The following is a 21,908-nucleotide window of genomic DNA, read 5'->3' as shown; positions in this document are numbered from 1 at the left end:
ACGTCGTCTGAATGGAGAAATCTGTCAATTCCGACCCTTATTCTGCGGCTTTGGCACTGACGGCGGCGTTGAAGCTGGAGAAGAACTGCTGCGCCAGCTTAGCGGAGGTTGAGTCGATCAACCGCGCGCCGAGTTGGGCAATCTTGCCACCAACCTGGGCCTTTGCTTCATACTGCAGGACCGTCTCCCCGCCCTCATCCTTCAATACGACATCAGCGCCGCCCTTGGCAAAGCCGGCAATACCGCCCTTACCTTCACCCGAGATCGTGTAACTTTCCGGCGCCTGAATGTTGGAGAGCAGGACCTCGCCGTTGAACGTCGCCGAAACCGGACCGATCTTGACCTTCACCACTGCCGTGAGCTCCGTCGGGGACTTCATCTCCAGGTTCTGACAACCCGGAATGCACTGCTTCAATATCTCGGGATCATTGAGTGCCGCCCATACGACATCCCGGGGTGCGGCAATCCGTTCTTCGCCGGTCAAGTCCATCCGAAAATCCTCCCCTTTTCGACGTGGCTCAATTTATCACAGCCCGAAAGCGCTTTGCCAAGATGAAACGGAATGCTATTTGCACGGGCTCTATCGAATTGAAGCACGCGGAAGATTACGTTGAGACAGAAAGAACGCCGGCCAGGCCAGAAACCCGCCGCCGGCCCCTCCGGCGGACGCCGCGCCGACGATCGAGGCCCGCGCCCGGCAAAGCCCGCGGCGAAGCCGGCGCCGGCCCGTGAAAGGATGCGCGAACCTGCCTCCGTGCCTACGGCAATCGACCGGCCGCTGATGGTGCGGACTGGCGAGCGTCCGGCTGAACGCGTGCCCGTCATCCTCGAATCCCTTGGCGCAGGCGACTTCCATCTGATCGACAGCGGCAACGGCGAGAAGCTGGAGCAATACGGCCCCTACCGGATCGTGCGCCCGGAGGGCCAGGCGCTCTGGCAACCGTCCTTGCCAAAGCAAACCTGGGAAAAGGTCGATGCCGTCTTCACCGGCGATACCGACGAGGAAGGCACCGGGCGCTGGCGCTTTCCCAAGGAAGCGCTCGGCGAGACCTGGCCGCTCAATCTGCTCGGCGTGGATTTCCTCGGCCGCTTCACCTCTTTCCGCCACGTCGGCGTCTTTCCCGAGCAGATCGCCCACTGGACCTGGATGAAGCAACAGGTCGAGGCCGCCAAGCGGCCATTGAAGGTTCTGAACCTCTTTGGCTACACCGGTGTTGCCTCCCTGGTTGCCGCCGCTGCCGGCGCCGAGGTTACGCATGTCGATGCTTCCAAGAAGGCGATCGGCTGGGCGCGCGAAAACCAGGCGATGAGCCGGCTGGAGAAGGCGCCGATCCGCTGGATCTGCGAAGACGCGATGAAATTCATCCTGCGGGAAGAACGCCGCGGCAACACCTACGACATCATCCTCACTGATCCGCCGAGTTTCGGCCGCGGCCCGAACGGCGAGGTTTGGCATCTTTTCGCGCACCTGCCGCTGATGCTCGATATCTGCCGTGAAATCCTGTCTCCGAAGGCGGTTGGACTTGTGTTGACGGCCTATTCGATCCGGGCCAGCTTCTATTCGATCCATGAACTGATGCGCGAGACCATGCGCGGGGCCGGCGGTGTCGTCGAATCCGGCGAGCTCGTCCTTCGCGAGGCAGGGCTGGACGGCAAGGCGCCGGGCCGCGCACTCTCCACCTCACTCTTCTCCCGTTGGTACCCAAATGAGCCATGAACACAGGGGCCACGGCCCGCATAAGGTCGGGCACGTGAAAGAGGTTACCTCGCTCGCCAATCCGATCATCAAGGACATTAAGGCGCTCAGCGACAAGAAGACCCGCGAGCAGAGCGGCACCTTTATGGCCGAAGGCTTGAAGCTGGTCATCGACGCGATCGAACTCGGCTGGACGATCCGCACGCTTGTCTATGCCAAAGCGGCCAAGGGCAAGCCGCTGGTCGAGCAGATGGCGGCAAAGACGGTCGCCTCCGGTGGGCTGGTGCTCGAGGTCAGCGAGAAGGTGATTTCCTCGATCACCCGTCGCGACAATCCGCAGATGGTGGTCGGCATCTTCGAAAGCCGCTGGAAGCCATTGCGCGAGATCCACCCAAGGCCGGGTGAAACCTGGATCGCCCTCGATCGCGTGCGCGATCCCGGCAACCTCGGCACGATCATCCGCACAGCCGACGCTGCCGGCGCCTCTGGCGTCATCCTTGTCGGCGAGACGACCGATCCCTTCTCGCTCGAAACGGTGCGCGCCACCATGGGCTCGGTGTTTGCCGTTCCCGTTGCACGCGCCACGGCGGAAGAATTCATTGCCTGGAAGAAGCACGCTGGAGCTTCCGTCGTTGCTACGCATCTGGCAGGGTCAGTTGACTACCGTACCATCGACTACAAGAAGAAGCCGGTGGTGATCCTGATGGGCAACGAGCAGTCCGGGCTGCCCGAGCATCTTGCCAAGGAAGCCGATGCGCTTGCCCGCATTCCGCAGCAGGGCCGTGCCGACTCGCTCAATCTTGCCGTCGCCAGCGCCGTCATGCTGTTCGAGGCGCGCCGCCACCTCCTCTCACTCGACGAGGCCAAATGACCGAACAGACGCTAGAACGACCGACGCTGCTTGCCCGGCCGCTGCCAATCCTGATCTTCATCGTCATCGCCGTCGCACTCGACCAGATCGTCAAGATCGTTGTCGACCACACCCTACCAATGCAGGAGCCGGTGCATCTTTTACCGATGCTGGCGCTTTACCGAACCTACAATCTCGGCGTCGCCTTCTCGATGCTCTCCGGCATGGACGGCTGGTTCATCGTCGGCATGCGCCTCATCATCGTCGCTTTCGTCATCTGGCTCTGGCACCGCACCAACAAGCAGCGCACCTTCGCTCACCTCGGCTACGCGCTGATCATCGCCGGCGCGCTCGGGAACCTGATCGATCGCTTCCTCTACGGGCATGTGATCGACTACATCCTGTTTCACACCGAGACATGGTCGTTCGCCGTCTTCAACTTGGCCGACAGTTTTATCACGATCGGCGCGGGATGCGTGATTCTGGACGAGCTGATACAACCTAAAAACGCAGACCGTTAAAATCTTAGCGGTTTGCTGAAGGCATTTGGAACCGCCGCCATGCTATTCCGGCGGGCATGCAAGGTCTCGGTCAATTGCACGACAGACTTGCCGCCGCGTTCGGGCGGCATACCGCTCATCGCCACGGTGAGCGGGACTCGGATATTGTTGCCTATCAAGCCGAGTTCGTTTCACCGCAATTCCAACGCAGCCGCGTCGGCCGCAAGCTTCTATCCTGGTGGTTGGGCGGTCTCGGCCTTGTTGGCGGCTTTCTCCTTGTTGTCGTGGCGCAGGCGGGCGGCCCTCTGCTGCCATCGATGGGGCTCGGCGTTGCCGCGCTGTCCTTCGTTGTCCTGCTCGCGATGCTCGCAACCACCAGACAACGCCCGTTGCGGAAACACCCCACCGGCGTTTCATCCGCATGGAGCCAGAGGGCGGCTCTCTTTGCGGAGATCCACGACGCGCTTGGCGACATTACCGTCACACGGAACATGGATCGGCGCATCGTTGGCGCCAACGAGGCATTTCGTCGGCTGACCGGCAGGCTCAATCCAGAGGGACTGACGTGTGAGGAGATTGGCATCGCCTTTCGACCGGGCTCGGCACCGCATCGCTTCGAGGTGGAGATCTCGACGCCGGAAGGCCAACGCATCTTTTTCTGGCGTGACGTCGTTACCCGCGACCCCGCCGACGGACGGCTCCTGCTGCAGAGCATCGCTCGCGATATCACCGACGAACGGCTGACCGCACAAGCCCGCGAGGAGGCCCGGCAGAAGGCCGAGTACAACAGCGCAGCCAAATCACGCCTGCTTGCCACGGTCAGCCATGAAATCCGCACTCCGCTGTCCGGCATCCTCGGCATGACGCATCTGCTGACCGAGACACGGCTGACGCAGGAACAGCAGAACTATCTGACGGGCATCCGCCAATCCGGCTATGCGCTGACGCAGCTGGTCGAGGACCTCCTAGACTTCTCGACCATCGAGGTCGGTCGTTTCCAATTGCGCCCCCGCGCAGAATCGCTGCGCAAACTCCTTGAAAGCGTCGTCGAAATGCTGGCCCACCGCGCCCATGAAAAGGGCATCGAGATTGGGACAACGGTATCCTCCGACCTTCCAGACATGATGAGCTTCGATCCGGCGCGCCTGCGTCAGGTCCTGTTCAACGTGATCGGCAACGCCGTGAAATTCACGCAGGCGGGCGGCGTTTTCGTCCAGGCATCGCTGCAGGCGAACACCGTGCTGATCAGTGTCACCGACACCGGCCCCGGCATGACCGAGGAAGAACAAAACCGCATCTTCGGCGAATTCGAGCAGGGCGGAACGCTGGTCGAGAAGAGCGCCGGGACAGGGCTTGGTCTCTCCATCTCCGCCCGCATCATGCGCGAATTTGGCGGCACACTTACGGTGACAAGCGAAAAGGGAGCCGGTAGCGAGTTCAGCATCCGCTTTCCGATCGCCATTCCGGAGGAACGCCGCAGTCGCCACAAGGCCGTGCTTGCAGGCAGCGTCGTGCTGCTGCTGGCACCGGCCGGTTCGGCGCGCAAAGCGATATCGGAGACGATCGCAACGCTCGGCGGCGATTGCCACCTGGTCACCGACGGTGCGAGCGCCCATGACATGTTGCTCGCCATGGCTGCGGGCGACCGCAGGCCAACCGACATCATCGTCGACCACCGGATGTCGACGGAGTTCGCCGAGCACCTTGCCGACCGTGGCGAAATCGCGGCACTGGGACTGCGCAAAATCTTCCTGGTCAACCCCGAGGAGCGCAACGCCCATCCGCTCGACCTATTCGACGCGTGGCTGATACGGCCGCTGCGCGAGCAATCGCTGATCGACGTGCTGCGTGGACGGATGCGCGGCATGGAGAAGCGCGATGCGTTGAACGATAACCAGCCCGGTTTCAGCGTTGCCATTCCGGAAGCGGGAATCCAGAGTGGGCTGCGTATCCTGCTGGCGGAAGACGACCCGATCAACGCGATGCTCATTCGCGCCATGCTCGAAAAAGCCGGTCATACCGTCGAGCACGTCGAGCACTTCGAGACGCTGCTCGACGCCGCGCTGTCGGAGGGAAGCGTGCGCCCTGACATTGTCATCAGCGACCTTTCCATGCCAGGAGGCGACGGCATCGACATGCTTGGCCGGCTACGCGGGCACGAACGCCGGCTCGATCTTCCGCCTGTTCCGATCCTCGTGCTCACCGCCGACAAGCGCGATGAATCCCGTAGACAAGTCTTGCTGAATGGTGCAAACCGCGTCATGGTAAAGCCGGTTGACCCGATAAGGTTGCTGACGGAAGTCCAAGCTGTTGCTGCGCTTTCGGCCCGCCGCGCGGAAGCGCGGTAGCCATCAAATAACCGGCACGCTTCTTGCGTATGGCGGCTATATGATGTCACTTTCCTGTCGCATATAAGTGTTTTATGGCGTGTCAAAAGCCGGCAACGGGAGAATCGCCATGTCAGCAGACGCCCTCAACTGTGACGCTGTCGCCGAGACCCCCCGGCCATCGACCACGCTTGCGCTAAAGGAAGGCGACGTTCTCGGCCGCATCGGCAATCTCGAAACTCGCCTTGCCCGAACGGCCAGCGAGATCGATGCCGCCCAGGCCGTCCGCTTCCGCGTCTTCGTCGAAGAAATGGGGGCACAGCTTTCGCCGGAGGCCATGCGCCGCAAGCGCGATTTCGATTCCTACGACACGTTCTGCGATCATTTGCTCGTGCTCGACCGCTCGATCGAGGGTGACAGCGAGGACCAGATCGTCGGCACCTATCGCCTGCTGCGACAGGAAGTCGCCATGGCGAACGGCGGCTTTTACTCGGCTTCGGAATTCGCCATCGACGAGCTGCTTGCTCGCCATCCGGACAAACGGTTCATGGAACTCGGCCGCTCCTGTGTGCTGCCCGACTACCGCACCAAGCGCACGGTCGAGCTTCTGTGGCAGGGCAACTGGGCCTATGCGCTGAAGCATGGCATGGGCGCCATGTTCGGTTGCGCCTCCTTCCCGGGCATCCACCCGGAAAGCCATGCGCTGGCACTGTCCTTCCTGCATCACAACGTCGCCGCGAAGGATGAGTGGGCCGTCGCCGCTCTTCCGCACCTTGCGCGCGACATGGATCTGATGCCGGCCGAAGCCGTCAACCCGAAGCGGGCGCTGATGGCACTGCCGCCGTTGATCAAGGGTTACCTGCGCCTCGGCGCCATGGTCGGTTCGACCGCCGTGGTCGACAAGGCCTTCAATACGACGGATGTCCTGATCGTGTTGCCGATCGCCAGCATTTCCGATCGCTACCTGAACTACTACGGCGCCGACGCCGGTCGTTTCGCGAGCTGACTTTCAAGCAGATGGAAGACGGAGCGGGAGGATGCCTCCCGCTCCGTTTTTATTTCACGATCCAGCCGTATAGGCGGCGATCGCCGCCATGTTGACGATGTCGGAATCCTTTGCGCCCATCGAAGTGATCTGAACGGCCTTGTCGAGGCCGACGAGGATCGGGCCGATGACAGTCGAACCGCCAAGCTCCTGCAGCATCTTCGTGGAGATCGAGGCTGAGTGAAAGGCCGGCATGACGAGCACGTTGGCCGGGCCGGACAGGCGGCAGAACGGATACTGCTCCATGACCTTGCGGTTCAGCGCCACGTCGGCCGCCATCTCGCCGTCATACTCGAAATCGAGGCGGCGCTTGTCGAGGATTTTCACCGCCTCGCGCACACGCTCGGAGCGTTCGCCCGACGGATGACCGAAGGTCGAATAGGCAAGCATGGCGACGCGCGGCTGATAGCCCATGCGGCGCGCAAAGCCTGCGGCCTCGACAGCGATATCGGCGAGCTCCTCGGCGTTCGGCATATCGTGAACCGCTGTATCGGCGACGAACACCGTCCGGCCGCGGCACAGCGCGATCGATACGCCGATGACCCGGTGGCCGGGTTTCATGTCGATGCAGCGGCGCACATCTTCCAGGGCCGTCGAATAGTTGCGGGTGATACCAGTAACCATCCCATCGGCGTCACCAAGCGCCACCATGCAAGCGGCGAAGTGGTTGCGATCCTGATGGATCAGACGCTGTGCGTCACGATGCAGGTAGCCTTTGCGCTGCAGGCGCGCATAGAGGTAGTCGATATAAGTTTCGACGCGGGTGGAGATACGTGCGTTGACGATTTCCAGCCCCGGCCGATTGAGGTCGATGCCGGCGCGCTCGGCGGTCTGGTGGATCAGGTCTTCGCGGCCGAGCAGGATCGCCGTGCCGAGCTCCTGGTTTGCGTAGGACATTGCCGCACGCATGACCTGCTCTTCTTCGGCCTCGGCAAAAACCACCCGCTTTGGACGGCGGCGAACGCGTTCGTAGAGGCTCGCCAGCGTCGAGGCGATGGGATCGCGGCGGCCGGAAAGTTCGCGGGCATAGGCCGTCATATCTGTAATCGGCTTGCGCGCTACGCCGCTGTCAATCGCTGCCTGTGCCACGGCAACCGGGATCGCCGAGATCAGGCGCGGATCGAACGGCACCGGAATGATGTATTGCGCACCAAAGCGCGGGCGGTTGCCCTGATAAGCGGCAACAACATCGTCAGGAACGTCCTCGCGGGCGAGATTTGCCAGCGCCTCAACAGCAGCGATCTTCATGGCGTCGTTGATGGTGGTCGCACGGACGTCCAGCGCGCCACGGAAGATATAGGGAAAACCGAGGACGTTGTTGACCTGGTTCGGATAATCGGAGCGACCCGTTGCCATGATGGCGTCGTCGCGGATGCGGGTAACCTCTTCGGGCGTAATTTCCGGATCGGGATTGGCCATCGCAAAGATGATCGGGCGATCAGCCATGGAGCGGATCATGCTCTCGGAGAACGCGCCCTTCTGCGAGAGGCCAAAAACCACGTCCGCGCCCTTCATCGCCTCCTCGAGCGTGCGCGCCTTGGTCTTGACCGCATGCGCCGACTTCCACTGGTTCATGCCCTCGGTGCGGCCCTGGTAGATCACGCCCTTGGTGTCGCAAAGGACGATATTCTCGGGCGCGAAGCCCATGGCCTTGATGAGCTCAACGCAGGCGATGGCTGCTGCACCCGCGCCATTGCAGACGAGTTTCGTCGTTTTCAGGTCGCGACCGGTCAGTTCCAGCGCATTGATGAGACCAGCGGCAGCAATGATCGCCGTGCCGTGCTGGTCATCATGGAAAACCGGGATGTCCATCAGTTCGCGCAGACGCTGCTCGATGATGAAACAGTCGGGCGCCTTGATGTCTTCGAGATTGATGCCGCCGAACGAGGGACCGAGGAAGCGGACGCAGTTGATGAACTCATCGACGTTTTCGGTATCGACTTCGAGATCGATGGAGTCGACGTCGGCAAAGCGCTTGAATAGCACCGACTTGCCTTCCATAACAGGCTTGGAGGCCAGTGCACCGAGATTGCCGAGACCGAGAATTGCGGTACCATTCGAGATGACCGCGACCATGTTGCCGCGCGTCGTATAATCATAGGCGGTGGCGGGATCGGCGGCGATTGCCTTCACCGGAACGGCAACGCCAGGCGAATAGGCGAGCGACAGATCGCGCTGGGTCGCCATAGGCTTCGTGGCGTTGATCTCCAGCTTTCCGGGCCGCCCCATGGCGTGGAACTCAAGAGCCTCGTTGTCGGTCACTGATGTAACCGGCCGCTGCTTCTTCTCGGTGTCGGGCATTTTTCCTCCAACGTCTTGTGGGTGACGCCTTGCTCTTCCTCAATCGCGGTTGTCATCTATAGCGGCGGGCGGCTAGGGTTGGCACCTCTTTTTTGGAAAAAATGCATCTCCGTGAACGAACGAATAGACACTGGAATAGAAGCCTTTTCGGCTGCCGAGCTGGCCACGGAAGAAAGCCGCGCCTCGGCAACGCCGATGATGGAGCAATTCATCGAGATCAAGGCCAACAACCCTGACTCGTTGCTGTTCTATCGCATGGGCGATTTCTACGAGCTGTTCTTCGAGGATGCTCTGGAAGCCTCCCGTGCACTGGGCATCACGCTGACCAAGCGCGGCCAGCACATGGGGCGGGACATTCCTATGTGCGGCGTGCCTGTTCATGCGGCCGACGACTACCTGCAGAAGCTGATCGCCCTCGGTTTCCGGGTTGCCGTCTGCGAGCAGGTCGAGGACCCGGCCGAAGCCAAGAAGCGCGGATCCAAGTCCGTCGTGAAACGCGACGTTATCCGCCTGGTGACGCCGGGCACAATTACCGAGGAAAAGCTGCTTTCGCCGTCGGAATCGAACTATCTGATGGCACTTACCCGGATTCGTGGCAGCGCCGAGCCGGTATTGGCGCTGGCTTGGATCGACATCTCGACCGGAATCTTCCGCCTGGCCGAGACCGAAAGCTCGCGGCTGCTTGCCGATATCCTGCGGATCGATCCGCGTGAACTGATCGTGCCCGATACGATCTTTCACGATGCCGAGCTGAAACCTGTTTTCGACGTACTCGGCCGCACCGCCGTTCCGCAACCATCCGTGCTCTTCGACAGCGCCACCGCCGAGGGGCGGATCGCGCGCTATTTCAATGTCTCTACGCTTGATGGGTTCGGCACCTTTTCGCGCGCCGAGCTTGCCGCCGCCTCTGCAGCCGTCGCCTATGTCGAGAAGACACAGATCGCCGAACGGCCGCCGCTCGGCCGGCCGGAGCGCGAAAGCGGCGCGTCAACGCTGTTCATCGATCCCGCCACCCGTGCCAATCTCGAACTTGCCCGCACGCTTTCAGGCGATCGCAACGGCTCGTTGCTGAAGGCGATCGACCGTACCGTGACGGGCGGCGGGGCACGCTTGCTGGCCGAACGGCTGATGTCGCCGTTGACCGATCCCATCCGGATCAATGAGCGGCTGGATTCGATCGGTTTCCTGATGGAGGAGCCTTCGCTTTGCGGCGACCTGCGCCACCATCTCAAGCATGTTCCCGATATGCCGCGCGCGCTTTCGCGTCTTGCACTCGACCGTGGCGGGCCGCGTGACCTTGCCGCCATCCGTCAGGGCCTGAGTGCTGCGGGCGATGTCGCCCGGCTGCTGTCGGAAGCACTGCTGCCGGAAGAGCTGAAGCTCGCGCTTTCGCGCCTCGAGGCCCTCCCGGCCGGCCTCGCAACGCTGCTTTCCGAAACACTGGGCGACGAGCTGCCGCTGCTGAAGCGCGACGGCGGCTTCTTGCGGGACGGCGCCAACACCGAACTGGACGAGGTCAGGGCGCTGCGCGATCAATCGCGCCGGGTGATTGCCGGCCTGCAGCTGCAATATGCCGAGGAAACCGGCATCAAATCGCTGAAGATCAAGCACAACAATATCCTCGGCTACTTCATCGAAGTTACTGCCGGCAATGCCGGGCCGATGACAGATACGCCGGAGGCCAAGGGTCGCTTCATCCACCGCCAGACGATGGCGAACGCGATGCGCTTCACCACCACCGGGCTTGCCGATCTGGAAAGCCGGATCGCCAACGCCGCCGACAAGGCGCTTGCTATCGAACTGGCGGCATTCGACCACATGACCTCGGCCGTCGTCGCCGAAGCGGAAGCAATCAAGGCAGGCGCTCGCGCGCTCGCCGTTATCGACGTTGCCGCCGGCCTTGCGCTGCTTGCAGACGAGCAGGCCTATTGCCGGCCGCTGGTCGACGGCTCGAAGATGTTTGCGATCGAAGGCGGACGCCACCCTGTCGTCGAACAGGCGCTGCGGCGGCAATCATCTGGCCCGTTCGTTGCCAACAACTGCGATCTCTCTCCCGTCTCCGGCGGAAAGGATGGCGCGATCTGGCTGCTGACCGGCCCGAACATGGGCGGTAAGTCGACCTTCCTGCGTCAGAACGCACTGATCGCGATCCTCGCGCAGATGGGGTCCTTCGTGCCGGCGACGTCAGCCCATATCGGCATCGTCGATCGGCTGTTCTCGCGCGTCGGCGCTTCCGACGATCTTGCGCGCGGCCGATCGACCTTCATGGTCGAAATGGTCGAAACGGCGGCGATCCTCAATCAGGCGACCGACCGGTCCCTTGTCATTCTCGACGAGATCGGCCGTGGTACGGCTACCTTCGACGGCCTTTCCATCGCCTGGGCCGCCGTCGAACATCTGCACGAAGGGAACCGCTGCCGCGGCCTCTTCGCCACCCACTTCCACGAACTGACGGTGCTGTCGGAAAAGCTTGCACGGTTATCGAACGCGACGATGCGCGTGAAGGAATGGGACGGCGACGTGATTTTCCTGCACGAGGTCGGCCCAGGTGCTGCCGACCGCTCCTACGGCATCCAGGTTGCCCGGCTTGCCGGCCTGCCGGCCTCGGTGGTGGCGCGTGCCCGCGACGTGCTGACACGCCTCGAGGACGCCGACCGCAAGAACCCGGCGAGCCAGCTCATCGATGACCTGCCTCTGTTCCAGGTGGCGGTTCGGCGCGAGGATGCCAGCCGTGGCACATCGAAGGTGGAAGAAGCGCTAAAGGCCATGAGCCTCGACGACATGACCCCGCGCGAGGCGATGGGCGCGCTCTACGACCTCAAGAAGAAGCTGAAGCAGGGCTAGCCGATGTTCATGGATCGGCTGTTCAACGAGACCCAGAGGCTTGCGGCGATCTTCAACGCGCTTGAAGCGCTGCGGCTTGCGGATGAGCACGGCACCCCGCGCGGCTGGGCTTCGCCCTTCGGCCTGCTGCAGATCATCCGCTGCTGCGCCCGGATTCTGGAACTTTCCTCGTGTGTTGCCAAAGCCGGCTACCGCGAGTGCGACCAAGAGACGCTGGAGGCGATCACCAGCGAAACGCGGCAGGTGCTCTATTCCGTACAGGCTCAGATCGCTGCCTGATCGCCCGATGCCGCCGCTTTCGCGCGCGGCAACACCTTTTCGCCAAAATTAAAGGTTCTGCAGTATGAAAGCCCGTGTCATCGGCGGGCAAAGAGGCTATAGCGCATGCAGACGAAACGAGAGGAGCAGCAGCACACGGCTGCGCCACGCGAACAGGAAGCCGCCCCGCGCATGGCGACGACGAACGACATCGATTTCTCCGATATCCTCGACACCGATCATCTCTCGAAGACGTGCGACGCGGTGGCCGAGGCCAACAAGACGCGGCCCGACGTCATGCGGTCCGATCTGCTGGCGATCCTCAAGAAGGCGAGCAGCGAAGGTAGACAGATAGCGCGCGAGTTGCTTTCTGCCGATGGCAGCGGCATCAATTGTGCCCGCCGTATTTCCTGGCTGCAGGACCAGATCGTCACGGTCCTCTACGAGTTCGTCTGCACCCACGTCTTTCCGAAGCAGAAGGACAAGTTCGCCGTCACCGCCGTTGGCGGCTATGGCCGCGACACGCTGGCGCCAGGCTCCGATATCGACCTTCTGTTCCTGTTCCAGCCGAAGCCGGCGGAGGAGACGCACAAAGCAGTCGAATTCATGCTCTACGTCCTCTGGGACATGGGCTTCAAGGTTGGCCATGCAACGCGCACCCTGGAAGAGTGCATTGCGCTGTCGAAGTCGGACATGACGATCCGCACGGCGATCCTCGAGATGCGCTACATCTGTGGCCTGCGATCGCTGGAAACGCAACTGGAGACGCGCTTCGACAAGGAAATCGTCACCGGCACCGGCCCCGAATTCATCGCCGCCAAGCTTGCCGAGCGTGACGAGCGCCACCGCAAGGCGGGCGACACGCGCTATCTCGTCGAGCCGAACGTCAAGGAAGGCAAGGGCGGCCTGCGCGACCTGCACACGCTCTTCTGGATTTCGAAATACTACTACCATGTTCGCGACACGGCGGAGCTGGTGCCACTCGGGGTTCTCTCCAAGCACGAGTATCGCGTTTTCGAGAAGGCCGACGACTTCCTCTGGGCGGTGCGCTGCCACATGCATTTCCTGACCGGAAAGGCCGAGGAACGGCTGTCCTTCGACATTCAACGCGAGATCGCCGAAGCGCTTGGATATCATTCGCGACCCGGCCTTTCGGCCGTCGAGCGCTTCATGAAGCACTACTTCCTCGTCGCCAAGGACGTCGGCGACCTGACGCGCATCCTCTGCGCGGCGCTCGAGGATCAGCAGGCGAAGTCGACGCCCGGCCTCACCGGTGTCATCAGCCGCTTTGCGCACCGCAGCCGCAAGATCGCCGGCAGCACGGAGTTCGTCGAGGACCGCGGTCGTATCGCGCTTGCAAGCCCGGATGTCTTCAAGCACGACCCGGTCAACATCATCCGCCTGTTCCATGTTGCCGACATCAACGGGCTGGAATTCCATCCCGATGCGCTGAAGCGGGTGACGCGCTCGCTCAACCTCATCGACAGCGATCTGCGCGAAAACGATGAGGCCAATCGCCTCTTCATGTCGATCCTGACTTCGAAGGGCGACCCCGCGCTCATTCTGCGGCGCATGAACGAGGCCGGTGTGCTCGGCCGCTTCATTCCCGAATTCGGCAAGATCGTCGCGATGATGCAGTTCAACATGTACCACCACTATACGGTGGACGAGCATCTGATCCGCACCGTCGACGTCCTGTCGGAAATCGACAAGGGCAAGGCCGACGACCTGCACCCGCTCGCAAACAAATTGATGCCCGGCATCGAGGACCGCGAGGCGCTCTACCTTGCCGTGCTGCTGCACGACGTTGCCAAGGGCCGCCAAGAAGACCATTCCATTGCCGGCGCCCGTGTCGCCCGCAAGCTGTGCGCCCGTTTCGGCCTGTCGCAGAAGCAGACAGAGTTGGTCGTCTGGCTGATCCAGGAGCATCTGGTCATGTCGATGGTGGCGCAGACGCGCGACCTTACGGACCGCAAGACGATCACCGACTTCGCCGATGTGGTGCAGTCGCTCGACCGGCTGAAGATGCTGCTGATCCTGACGATCTGCGACATCCGCGCCGTCGGTCCCGGTGTCTGGAACGGCTGGAAAGGCCAGTTGCTGCGCACGCTTTACTATGAAACGGAACTGCTGCTTGCCGGCGGCTTCTCGGAGGTTTCGCGCAAGGAGCGCGCCAATTTCGCAGCCGAAGCGCTCTACAACGCGCTCTCCGACTGGAGCCAGAAGGATCGCAAGATCTATAGCAAGCTGCACTACCAGCCCTATCTGCTCTCCGTTCCCCTGGAAGATCAGGTCCGGCACGCCGGCTTCATCCGGCAGGCGGACAAGGCCGGCCAAGCGCTGGCGACAATGGTGCGGACCGACAGTTTCCACGCGATCACCGAGATCACCGTATTGTCGCCTGACCATCCGCGCCTCCTGGCCGTCATCGCCGGTGCCTGTGCCGCTGCCGGTGCCAACATCGTCGACGCGCAAATCTTCACGACGTCGGATGGGCGCGCGCTGGACACGATCCATGTCAGCCGCGAGTTCAAGGACGATGCCGACGAGCTTCGCCGCGCCGGCACCATCGGGCGGATGATCGAGGACGTGCTTTCCGGCCGCAAGCGGCTGCCCGAGGTCATCGCGACCCGCACCAAGAACCGCAAGAAGAGCAAGGCCTTCGTCATCCCGCCATCGGTCAACATCTCCAACAGTCTGTCGAACAAGTTCACGGTCATCGAAGTCGAATGCCTTGACCGACCCGGCCTGCTGTCGGAAATCACAGCGGTTCTATCGGATCTCTCGCTCGACATTCAGTCGGCCCGCATCACCACCTTCGGCGAGAAGGTCATCGACACCTTCTACGTGACCGATCTCGTCGGCCAGAAAATCTCGGGCGACAGCAAGCGCTCGAATATCACCGCGCGCCTCAAGGCCGTGATGGCCGAGGAACAGGACGAGCTGCGCGAGCGCATGCCCTCCGGCATCATCGCGCCGCCTGCTACGGCCAGCGCCGCGATGCAAACAGAAAAGAAGGCGGATTCGCCCGCATGAGCCCAAACGCATGAGCCTCGTTAGAAAATTCGCCACCGTCGGCGGCGCCACGCTCGGCAGCCGCATCTTCGGCTTCGCCCGTGAAACGCTGATGGCGGCCGCACTCGGCACCGGTCCGATGGCCGACGTCTTTTATGCCGCCTTCCGTTTTCCGAACCTCTTCCGGCGGCTCTTTGCGGAAGGCGCTTTCAATGCCGCCTTCGTGCCGCTCTTTGCCAAGGAAATCGAGGCGAACGGCACCGATGGTGCCAAGCGCTTTTCTGAAGAAGTGTTCGGCGTGCTGTTTTCGGTGCTGCTGCTCATCACCATCGTGATGGAGCTCTCCATGCCCCTGCTCGTGCGCTTCGTCATCGCGCCGGGCTTTACCAACGATCCGGACAAGTTCGACATTACCGTGCGCATGGCGGCGGTCATGTTCCCCTACCTCATGTGCATGTCGCTGACGGCGATGATGAGCGGCATGCTGAATTCGCTCCATCATTTCTTCGCCGCCGCGATTGCGCCCGTTTTCCTCAACGTCGTGATGATCGGCGCGCTGTTCTACGCGCTCTATATCGACGCGGAGCCCGTGCAGACCGCGTGGTATCTCTCCTGGGGCGTGCTCGTCGCCGGTATCCTGCAGCTCGCCGTCGTCTACTTCGGCGTGCTCCACGCCGGCATGAGCATCGGGTTGCGTTTCCCGCGCTTCACGCCCAACGTCAAACGACTGCTGATCCTCGCGATCCCCGCGGCGGTGACTGGCGGCATTACCCAGATCAACCAGATGATCGGCCAGGCGATTGCGTCCTCGCGCGAAGGCGCCATTGCAGCCCTCCAGTATGCCGACCGTATCTATCAGCTGCCGCTCGGCGTCGTCGGCGTCGCCGTCGGCGTGGTGCTGCTGCCGGAACTCGCCCGCGCCCTGAAGGGCGGCAATCTGCGCGAGGCCGCAAACCTGCAGAACCGGTCGATGGAATTCGTACTGTTCCTGACCATCCCCGCTGCCTTCGCGCTCTGGATTCTCTCCGACGAAATCATCCGTGTGCTCTATGAGCGCGGTGCCTTCCATCAGGAAAACACCTCCATCGTCGGCTCCATCCTCGCCATCTACGGCATTGGCCTGCCGGCTTTCGTGCTGATCAAGGCGCTGCAGCCGGGATTCTACGCGCGCGAGGACACCAGGACGCCGATGCGCTTTTCCGCCATCGCCGTTGGCGTCAATTGCGCCACGGCGCTGACGCTCTTCCCGTTCCTCGGCGCTCCCGGCATAGCAGTCGCGGAAGCGACGGCAGGCTGGATAAGCACCGTACTGCTCTTCACCACCCTGCTGCGTCGTCGCCATCTCACCTGGGAATGGGCCTTGGCGCGGCGCACGGCGCTGCTCGTCGTGTCGGCGGCCGTCATGGGCGGCGTGATCATGTACCTGCAGCACCGCTGGGAGCCGTGGCTTGCCTCAAGCGCGCACCTGACGACGAAGGTCGGCACGCTCGGCCTTCTGATCGTGATCGCCATGGCTGTCTACTTCGCGACCGCATTCCTGATCGGTGGCGCAAAACTCGGCATGATCCGGCGCAATCTCAATCGCAAGCCGGCTGCAAAGGTAGACGGTTGAGCCTCAGCAATAGGTCCATCGTCGTTTGGCGCCTACGTCCACATGGACGATGCCGTTGCAGTAACGGCCGATCCCGCCGATTCCTGGTGCCGATTCAGCGATCGCAATGATGGTGCGCTCCGAAACGCCGGGGATCCGGATATCGGCGGCTGCGCAGTAGCGATGCTGGGAATGAGATCGACCGTGCGCCCGGAACCCCGAGGTTACCATTGGACGGCGACCGGTCTTGGCGGCGATATAAGCAAGAACGCCGCGTAGCCGCGGCGGGAAGCAGTTCGCCTGGACGCTGACGGTCTGCAGCGAGTAGGCAAGCGTTTCCTTATGCTTGAGCGGCGGTATTGCAACTCTTCTGACGTTCTGGGCGTCGGCACTGTCGAAACACGACAGACTGAACAGGCCGGCGAGTGCGATGGAAAATGCCGAATGCATGGTTCCCTCCCCTCGAAATGCGCCGGCATCGCCGGCGCAGTTTTTGGCGAATGGAACGCTCACCCCAAAAATGGCCTTTTTGTGAAATTCTTTACCTACCGTTACGGAACCGTAACACAATTTACGGCCAATTGATGAATTAGCTCTACCTCAGAGGTGGTATAAATTTCCAAGCTGCGTAAATTTTCTTGACATATTCACAGCAAGCAATTCATCGCCAATCTCCCGTTCATAGCGTTTCTCGTGCAAATACCACCGCCAATCCCCGCCGGGTGCAATGTGTGTCAAAACGCTTGCTAGACCTCACGGTCGCGAAGGCGCTCCCGTCGGCGCGAGGAGCATGATCCTTGACCGAGCCCCCGCAACCGGCAACAACACGACACGACAAATCGGAGCCTGCAATGTCCCAATCGCTCTTCCTCGTAACGCTCGTCGTCGACGACTACGATCGCGCCAAGGACTTCTACTGCGGCGCGCTCGGCTTCGATTGCCTCCAGGATGACGTCCAGCCGGATGGCAAGCGCTGGGTCGTCGTCAGACCGAAGGGCAGCGACGGCGCAGCCTTTCTGGTCGCGCAGGCGGCCAACGATCGGCAGATGGCGGCAATGGGCAACCAGACGGGCGGGCGTGTCGGCTTCTTTCTCAAGACCGACGATTTCGCAGGCGACCATGAGTCGATGCTGGCCAAGGGCGTGCAGTTTCTCGAGGCGCCGCGGCACGAAAGCTACGGGACCGTCGCCGTGTTTGCGGATCCTTACGGCAACACCTTCGATCTGATCGAACACGCCGCAGGCTGAACCCCTTGATTGCGGGAGCGCGCGCGTGCATAAGCGCGCCCGTTAGCAACATGGGTTACAGACCCTGGGGCCCTCCACCAGCCTAATCGAGGACATAATGAACGAATTCAGGAAAGTCGTTTTTTCCGGCGTCCAACCGACCGGCAATCTCCATCTCGGCAACTATCTCGGCGCGATCCGCAAGTTCGTGGCACTGCAGGAAGGCAACGACTGCATCTACTGTGTCGTGGATATGCACGCGCTGACGGCGCAGCTCGTCCATGAGGATATGCCGAACCAGATCCGCTCGATCGCCGCCGCCTTCATCGCCTCCGGCATCGATCCGGAAAAGCACATTGTCTTCAACCAGTCGGCCGTGCCGCAGCATGCAGAACTCGCATGGATCTTCAATTGCGTAGCGCGCATCGGTTGGATGAACCGCATGACGCAGTTCAAGGACAAGGCCGGCAAGGACCGCGAGCAGGCCTCGCTCGGTCTCTACGCCTATCCGAGCCTGATGGCTGCCGACATCCTCGTCTATCGCGGGACGCATGTCCCCGTCGGCGACGACCAGAAGCAGCACCTTGAACTCGCCCGCGACATTGCCATGAAGTTCAACCTCGACTACGCGGAGCATATCCGCAAGACGGACTATGGCATCGACATCACCGTCGGCAACGAGCCGGTGCATGCCTATTTCCCGATGGTCGAGCCGCTGATCGATGGCCCGGCGCCGCGTGTCATGTCGCTTCGCGACGGTACCAAGAAGATGTCGAAGTCGGATCCATCAGATCTTTCGCGCATCAACCTGATGGACGACGAGGAGGCGATCTCGAAGAAGATCCGCAAGGCCAAGACCGATCCGGACGGCTTGCCCAGTGAAGTCGACGGTCTCAAGGGTCGCCCGGAAGCGGACAACCTTGTCGGCATCTACGCGGCGCTCGCTGACAGGTCGAAAGCTGACGTGCTTGCCGAATTCGGCGGGCAGCAGTTCTCGGTCTTCAAGCCGGCGCTCGTCGATCTCGCCGTCAATGTGCTCTCGCCGATCACCGCCGAGATGCGCCGCCTGATGTCGGACACCAGTCACATCGACGCGACCCTGCGCAACGGCAGTGAACGGGCTCGGGCCCGCGCCGAGGTGACGATGAAGCAAGTGCGCGACATCGTCGGCTTCTTGTACTGAGATAGGCCTCAAGAGCTTACCCGGGGCGACCTTTGCCGCCCCGGGCTTGTCGAAGCCAGACCTGCGGCGTAGTCTGTTGAAACGACCGTCAGGAGGCTTCGATGCGAGATCGCAACCTCATCCAGATCGGCACGATGGAGATCCGGTTTCTGATCGACGAGGATCAGAGTGCCGGCGGTCTCGTGATGTTCGAATTCACGGTCCCGCCCCAGGCACGCGTCCCCGCCCCCCATTACCACCGGGACGTCGACGAAGTGATCTACGGATTGTCCGGCACGATGTCGACGACGCTGGACGGGCGCAAACACGAGATCGCAGCAGGGGAAACCCTGTTCATTCCGCGCGGTTACGTCCACACCCACGAGAACCTGCATGGCGAAACCGCCAAGGCGTTGATCACCATGACGCCCGGCCTGATCGGCAGGCGCTATTTCGAGGAGATGGCGTCGGCCATCAATGTTCAGGGCAAGCCTGACATCGAACATGTGAAGGCGATCATGCGTCTCTACGGACTGGTTCCGGCCTGACTACACAGCACGCAGGCGATCCTTCGAGGGCGACCAAACGAGGGCTTGCAAATCTTCAGGTTCAGGTGTCAGAGTCCGCCCCATGGTATCAAAACGACTCTCCCGGCTCGAAGGTCATCGCCGCAAATTCATGGCTGTCATTGACGATACGCCCGAATGCTCCCGCGCCGTCCACTACGCCGGTCGGCGCGCCAAGAACTCGAATGGCGGCCTTGTGCTGATGTACGTGATTCCGGAGGGCGACTTCCAGCAGTGGCTGGGTGTGGAGGAAATCATGCGCGCCGAGGCGCGCGAGGAAGCGGAAGCAGTAGTCGCCAAGGCGGCGCATGTGGTTCGCGAAACGATCGGCATCGACCCTGAGATCGTCATCCGCGAGGGAAGCGCCACGGAACAGATCAACGCCGTCATCGAAGAAGACCGTGATATCGCCATCCTGGTGCTGGCCGCAAGCTCGGCAAAGGAGGGACCGGGGCCGCTGGTGTCGTCGATCGCCGGGCGTGGCGCGACATTTCCGATCCCCGTCACTGTCCTGCCGGATACATTGACCGACGAGGAGCTGGATGCCCTCGCATAAAGCCATTTCTTGAGTGCCAGTCTCTTGAATAGAGTTGCCAATCGGCTTATTTTCTTTTTTGAAGAATTCTAAAGACGGCCTGGGCCACTGCCCGCCGCACGGAGAGCGACATGTTTATTCAGACCGAAGCCACACCGAATCCCGCCACGCAGAAGTTCCTGCCGGGTCGGGTCGTGATGGAAAACGGCACGGCCGAGTTTCGGAGCGCCGACGAGGCCCAGGCATCGCCGCTCGCGGCTCGTCTGTTCGAAATCCCGGGCGTGACCGGCGTCTACTTCGGTTATGACTTCATCTCCGTCTCCAAGGACAATGCCGAGTGGCAGCACCTGAAGCCGGCGATCCTTGGCTCGATTATGGAACACTTCATGTCGGGCAAGCCTGTCATGGGCGATGCATCGATTCTTTCCGAAGATCTCGATGCCGGCGGCGAATTCTTCGACGAAGCCGACGAGTCGATCGTGCTGACGATCAAGGAGCTGCTGGACACACGCGTGCGGCCGGCCGTTGCACAGGATGGTGGCGACATCACCTTCCGCGGCTTCAAGGACGGCAAGGTTTATCTCAACATGAAGGGCTCTTGCTCCGGCTGCCCGTCCTCGACGGCGACGCTGAAGCATGGCGTGCAGAACCTGCTTCGCCATTTCGTTCCGGAAGTCGAGGAAGTCGTCGCCGCCTGACGGCGACGCCCCTGTTCCGGCATTCGTCCTGGCGCAGCAATTGCAAGCGCGGCAGGGTGATTGTATGGACGCTGAGGAACGCTTTATTCGGAAATTGATGCCATGATCATACTGGCGCTCGACACCGCAGGTGTGGATTGCGCTGCCGCTCTCTATGACAGCGGCAGGAATACGATGCTGGGGGAGGCATCGGACATGATCGGCAAGGGGCATGCTGAGCATCTGATGGGGATCGTCGACCGCGCGATGGATAAGGCGGGCCTGGCGCTTTCGGCCGTCGATCGTATTGCCGTCACCATCGGTCCTGGCTCCTTCACGGGCATTCGCGTCGGCGTCGCCGCTGCCCGCGGCTTTGCGCTGTCGCTCGGCGTTCCGGCCGTCGGCATCACCACGCTTGCGGTGATGGCTGAAGCGCAGCGGCAAAAGACGCCCGGGCGCCCGGTGCTGACAGCCATGGATGCCAAGCGAAACGAGATCTACTTGCAGGCCTTCAATGCCGATGGCGAACCGCTCGACGAAGCGCGCGCCGTGACTGTCGAGGAAGCGCAGACGGTTGCTGCGGCATTCGATGGCGAAATAACCGGTTCGGCCACGCCCCTCCTGAAGCCGGACGCTACCGGCGACCATGCCAACCATTTCCCGATTTCTTTGGTGGCGCGCCTCGGTGCCGACGCCGATCCGTCTGCTGGAAAGCCTAAACCTCTTTATCTGCGCGGACCCGATGCCAAGCCGCAGGCCGGATTCGCAATTGCGCGAGTATGACGATGTTGGAATCCTATTTGACCTTGAAGCCGGAATTTGAAATCGTCGCGATGGATGCCGATGATTGCCGCGCGGTCGCCGCGCTGCACGGCGAGCGTTTCGCCCGCCCGTGGGGCGATGGCGAATTCTACAGCCTGCTCAGCCAGGATACCGTCTTCGGCTTCGTGGCCCGCCAAACCAATGCATTCCTCAAGAAGCCGTTGCCGGGCTTCGTGCTGGCGCGCCAAGTCGCCGGCGAAGCGGAAATCCTGGCGATCGCCGTGCAGACAAAGGTCGCGCGCGCCGGCCTCGGCTGGCGGCTGATGCAGGCTGCCATGCGCGAAGCGAAACTGCGCGGTGGCGAGAGCATCTTTCTCGAGGTCGACGACGGCAATGCGGCCGCACTCGGGCTCTACGGCAAGCTCGGCTTCGAGAAGGTCGGCGAACGCCGGGGATACTACAAGGATGCCAAGGGCGCGGTTTCCACAGCGCTTGTCATGAAGCGCGTTCTTCGCTAGTTCCGTTGCTTGAACGTTGACTATCGGAAGGCAGC

The 21,908-nt window shown here is 61.9% G+C and carries 19 protein-coding genes; 16 read left to right on the top strand and 3 right to left on the bottom strand.

The features are described from left to right. Positions 1-37: 37 nt before the first annotated feature. The gene (locus IB248_RS03535; RefSeq protein WP_169679215.1) at positions 38-490 is read right to left on the bottom strand and encodes a carbon monoxide dehydrogenase subunit G; all 453 of its coding nucleotides are present in this window, start codon (positions 488-490) and stop codon (positions 38-40) included. A gap of 120 nt (positions 491-610) precedes the next feature. Here IB248_RS03535 and IB248_RS03530 point away from each other — a divergent pair, with 120 nt between their 5' ends. The 5 genes from IB248_RS03530 (at position 611) to IB248_RS03510 (ending at position 6,379) form a co-directional block, all read left to right on the top strand. After that, positions 611-1,717, top strand: coding sequence for a class I SAM-dependent methyltransferase (locus IB248_RS03530; RefSeq protein WP_192240322.1), 1,107 nt, complete (start codon positions 611-613; stop codon positions 1,715-1,717). Continuing rightward, positions 1,707-2,567, top strand: a complete 861-nt coding sequence (locus IB248_RS03525) for an RNA methyltransferase (RefSeq protein ID WP_026371839.1) — start codon at positions 1,707-1,709, stop codon at positions 2,565-2,567. The genes IB248_RS03530 and IB248_RS03525 overlap by 11 nt, the downstream gene beginning before the upstream one ends. Continuing rightward, on the top strand, positions 2,564-3,067 hold the full coding sequence (gene lspA, locus IB248_RS03520; protein ID WP_192240321.1) for a signal peptidase II: 504 nt from the start codon (positions 2,564-2,566) through the stop codon (positions 3,065-3,067). Before IB248_RS03525 ends, lspA begins: the two co-directional genes overlap by 4 nt. 56 nt (positions 3,068-3,123) lie before the next feature. Next, complete coding sequence (locus IB248_RS03515) at positions 3,124-5,394, top strand: ATP-binding protein (RefSeq protein WP_192240320.1); 2,271 nt, start codon at positions 3,124-3,126, stop codon at positions 5,392-5,394. Positions 5,395-5,503: 109 nt separating this feature from the next. Continuing rightward, on the top strand, positions 5,504-6,379 hold the full coding sequence (locus IB248_RS03510; RefSeq protein ID WP_018857739.1) for a GNAT family N-acetyltransferase: 876 nt from the start codon (positions 5,504-5,506) through the stop codon (positions 6,377-6,379). Positions 6,380-6,433: 54 nt separating this feature from the next. Here the strand turns inward: IB248_RS03510 and IB248_RS03505 are convergent, their stop codons facing one another. After that, complete coding sequence (locus IB248_RS03505; RefSeq protein WP_169679223.1) at positions 6,434-8,719, bottom strand: NADP-dependent malic enzyme; 2,286 nt, start codon at positions 8,717-8,719, stop codon at positions 6,434-6,436. Positions 8,720-8,830: 111 nt separating this feature from the next. On the opposite strand from IB248_RS03505, the gene mutS reads away from it, so the two are divergent. The 4 genes from mutS to murJ all read left to right on the top strand — a co-directional run bounded on the left by mutS (position 8,831) and on the right by murJ (position 16,448). Then, entirely contained in the window at positions 8,831-11,563 is a 2,733-nt protein-coding gene (mutS, locus tag IB248_RS03500; protein ID WP_192240319.1) for a DNA mismatch repair protein MutS, read from the top strand. Positions 11,564-11,566: 3 nt separating this feature from the next. After that, the gene (locus IB248_RS03495; protein ID WP_113470564.1) at positions 11,567-11,842 is read left to right on the top strand and encodes a hypothetical protein; all 276 of its coding nucleotides are present in this window, start codon (positions 11,567-11,569) and stop codon (positions 11,840-11,842) included. A 105-nt stretch (positions 11,843-11,947) separates the two neighbouring features. After that, the gene (locus IB248_RS03490; RefSeq protein WP_113470563.1) at positions 11,948-14,857 is read left to right on the top strand and encodes a [protein-PII] uridylyltransferase; all 2,910 of its coding nucleotides are present in this window, start codon (positions 11,948-11,950) and stop codon (positions 14,855-14,857) included. Positions 14,858-14,867: 10 nt separating this feature from the next. Continuing rightward, the gene (murJ, locus tag IB248_RS03485; RefSeq protein ID WP_192240318.1) at positions 14,868-16,448 is read left to right on the top strand and encodes a murein biosynthesis integral membrane protein MurJ; all 1,581 of its coding nucleotides are present in this window, start codon (positions 14,868-14,870) and stop codon (positions 16,446-16,448) included. A 3-nt stretch (positions 16,449-16,451) separates the two neighbouring features. Here murJ and IB248_RS03480 read toward each other — a convergent pair whose 3' ends face one another. Then, complete coding sequence (locus IB248_RS03480) at positions 16,452-16,877, bottom strand: D-Ala-D-Ala carboxypeptidase family metallohydrolase (RefSeq protein ID WP_018855102.1); 426 nt, start codon at positions 16,875-16,877, stop codon at positions 16,452-16,454. Positions 16,878-17,278: 401 nt separating this feature from the next. Between IB248_RS03480 and IB248_RS03475 the strand changes: the two genes are divergently transcribed. The 7 genes from IB248_RS03475 (at position 17,279) to IB248_RS03445 (ending at position 21,873) form a co-directional block, all read left to right on the top strand. Continuing rightward, a complete protein-coding gene (locus IB248_RS03475; protein WP_192240317.1) occupies positions 17,279-17,674 on the top strand; it encodes a VOC family protein in 396 nt (131 codons plus the stop codon). Positions 17,675-17,771: 97 nt separating this feature from the next. Further along, positions 17,772-18,836 carry a tryptophan--tRNA ligase gene (trpS, locus tag IB248_RS03470; RefSeq protein ID WP_018855104.1) on the top strand — a complete coding sequence of 355 codons (1,065 nt, stop codon included), beginning with the start codon at positions 17,772-17,774 and terminating at the stop codon, positions 18,834-18,836. A 101-nt stretch (positions 18,837-18,937) separates the two neighbouring features. After that, entirely contained in the window at positions 18,938-19,363 is a 426-nt protein-coding gene (locus IB248_RS03465; protein ID WP_018855105.1) for a cupin domain-containing protein, read from the top strand. A gap of 82 nt (positions 19,364-19,445) precedes the next feature. Then, positions 19,446-19,937 carry a universal stress protein gene (locus tag IB248_RS03460; protein WP_007789346.1) on the top strand — a complete coding sequence of 164 codons (492 nt, stop codon included), beginning with the start codon at positions 19,446-19,448 and terminating at the stop codon, positions 19,935-19,937. Between the two features lie 110 nt (positions 19,938-20,047). Further along, positions 20,048-20,614 (top strand): NifU family protein, encoded by a 567-nt coding sequence (locus tag IB248_RS03455; protein WP_018855107.1) that lies wholly within the window; start codon positions 20,048-20,050, stop codon positions 20,612-20,614. 102 nt (positions 20,615-20,716) lie between these two features. Continuing rightward, complete coding sequence (gene tsaB / locus IB248_RS03450; protein ID WP_018855108.1) at positions 20,717-21,376, top strand: tRNA (adenosine(37)-N6)-threonylcarbamoyltransferase complex dimerization subunit type 1 TsaB; 660 nt, start codon at positions 20,717-20,719, stop codon at positions 21,374-21,376. Further along, positions 21,373-21,873 carry an N-acetyltransferase gene (locus IB248_RS03445; RefSeq protein WP_192240316.1) on the top strand — a complete coding sequence of 167 codons (501 nt, stop codon included), beginning with the start codon at positions 21,373-21,375 and terminating at the stop codon, positions 21,871-21,873. The genes tsaB and IB248_RS03445 overlap by 4 nt, the downstream gene beginning before the upstream one ends. Positions 21,874-21,908: the final 35 nt, after the last annotated feature.

Source organism: Rhizobium sp. RHZ01 (assembly GCF_014851595.1).
Lineage (GTDB): Bacteria > Pseudomonadota > Alphaproteobacteria > Rhizobiales > Rhizobiaceae > Rhizobium > Rhizobium altiplani.
The sequence above is the reverse complement of the archived record's forward strand: the minus strand, read 5'-3'. Positions and strand labels throughout refer to the sequence as shown.